Annotated in this window: 2 protein-coding genes; one reads left to right on the forward strand and one right to left on the reverse strand. The window is 66.9% G+C overall.

Going from position 1 to position 1,754, the window contains the following annotated elements; genetic code table 11:
• Positions 1-135: 135 nt before the first annotated feature.
• Complete coding sequence (locus NS3_RS28070; protein ID WP_157101596.1) at positions 136-564, forward strand: hypothetical protein; 429 nt, start codon at positions 136-138, stop codon at positions 562-564.
• Positions 565-658: 94 nt separating this feature from the next.
• On the opposite strand, the gene NS3_RS28075 is transcribed toward NS3_RS28070, so the two are convergent.
• On the reverse strand, positions 659-1,438 hold the full coding sequence (locus NS3_RS28075) for a hypothetical protein (RefSeq protein WP_067866071.1): 780 nt from the start codon (positions 1,436-1,438) through the stop codon (positions 659-661).
• Between the last annotated feature and the right edge of the window lie 316 nt (positions 1,439-1,754).

The raw sequence follows: 1,754 nt of genomic DNA on the forward strand, positions 1-1,754 counted from the left end.
GATGGTTCCGAAATTTATAGCTGAGGCGAATAATTGTCTGGATGAGCAGGATGTTCGCTGGTCGTGTCGGAGGCCCCGCAGCCAGCTGTCACGATCAACAGCACGGCAAGTACCGCTGTCAGTGCACCCTCCGCGATGAGCGCGCCGGTAGCGGCGCCGAGCGCCGGTTTGGAGTCCGGTCCGACGAGTCCTTTGGGCGGGACGCTGAAGATCTGGGGTGGGGCGAACCTGTCCGACAAGACGCAGTTGGCCGAGTACACCGTGTCCAATCCTCGGACGCTCGATGAGCGCTGGACGGTGGATGTCGTCATCGCGTGTAGGCAGGGAAATAGTTATGTACCGGGCACGTTCGAGGTGTTGACCACGGCTGGACGCCGCCTCGAGCAGTTCAACCGTAACTCTGCGAGCGGCGGGCAGCTCAGCCTCGCCGGAGCCTTGATCGCCGGTGAACGACGTGCGGGCTACATTTCCTTCGAGGTCCCAGCCGACGATCAGGTCGCCAAGGTTGTCCTCTACCACGGCACCTTGAACCCGCCCGCGGCGTTCTGGACTGCTGGCAGCTAGCCAGGCCCGCCGTATGCCCTGCTCTGCCGGGTGATGGATCCGGTCCCGGCCCGGGCAGGGGTGGTGAATCTTGCTTCGGTGCCGGACCGCTCGCTCAGCCCTGCCGGACCGGCCGCAGCAGGCGCCGCCACCGCGACGGCCTTTCCGGCGGTGCGGGCGTGTACTCGGTGGTGGCCGACCATGTACCGGTCTCGGTTTGGCGGACCGATCCTTCGCCGACGACCCGGGTGCCGATCGTCCAGCGCCCTTGGATCTCGGCCAGCGGGGTCGTGGTGAGGTCTTGCAGGCTGGTGGTGGCCTCGTCGGTGGTCGGGTGCAGCGATAGGTGCAGGACCTCACCGGTGGTGTCGGTGACGACCAGGACGGCGACCGCGGCCGCGAGTTTGTCCTTGGCCAGGACAGCGTTGACGGCCAGGCCGCTGCCGGGTGCGGCACCGAACCGGTCGACGACCTCGGCGCGGGTCGGCGCCAGCCCGAGGATGATCGCCCGGCGGGCGATGACGTCCTGGCCGACACCGAACTGCTCGCACAGCTGTTGGATGCGCGGTGGCGGTTCGGCGGCCCAGTGGCTGATCAGGGCCTTGTCGGCGGCGGTGTCCCAGTAGGGCAGGTTCTCGCGGGTGTGGACTTCACGCACCCAGGCGTCCCAGTCGAACTCGGGTGCTTCGGCCAGCCTCCGCAGCATTGGCAACGCACCCTTCTTGCTGGTGGCGTTGTTCACCAGCAGCAGTGCCCGACTGCGTACGCCGCCGACTTCACGGTCGGTGTGTGCGGCGATCTCCTCGTCGGTCATGCCGAGCGCGAGCGCCTCGAACAACAACCGGTAATCGCTCTCGCACCAGACCGCGCCGACACGCTCCCGCCCTGTCTCCATGACTGAATGATGCACGCAGGCAACGACATCTCCGTCGGCGATCGCTGCCGGACCAGCTCAGCTCCGCCTCGTACCTGTCTCTGATCTGTGTTGATTCCGGTTTCGAGCAGGCTGTCGAGACCCGCGCCGAGGTGCTACACCGGAAGGCAGGGGAACCGAGGAAGGAGAGGATCGTGTCGAAGTCAGACAAGGACGGCGGCAAGATGACCGCTGAGGCGGCCTCCCGCATCCAGTCGGCGGCCGCGAAGAACCCGGGATCGTCGTCGGCGAAGTCCGGGTTCGCGCCCCGCGCCCAGTCCAGCGCGCCAAGGACGGC

The organism is Nocardia shimofusensis NBRC 100134 (genome assembly GCF_001613125.1).
In the GTDB taxonomy this organism is placed as follows: domain Bacteria; phylum Actinomycetota; class Actinomycetes; order Mycobacteriales; family Mycobacteriaceae; genus Nocardia; species Nocardia shimofusensis.

Excerpts from the sequence above, each read along its gene's own strand:
- NS3_RS28070 (WP_157101596.1), top strand. The coding sequence starts at position 136 with ATGAGCGCGCCGGTAGCGGCGCCGAGCGCCGGTTTGGAGTCCGGTCCG.
- NS3_RS28075 (WP_067866071.1), bottom strand. The coding sequence starts at position 1,438 with ATGGAGACAGGGCGGGAGCGTGTCGGCGCGGTCTGGTGCGAGAGCGAT.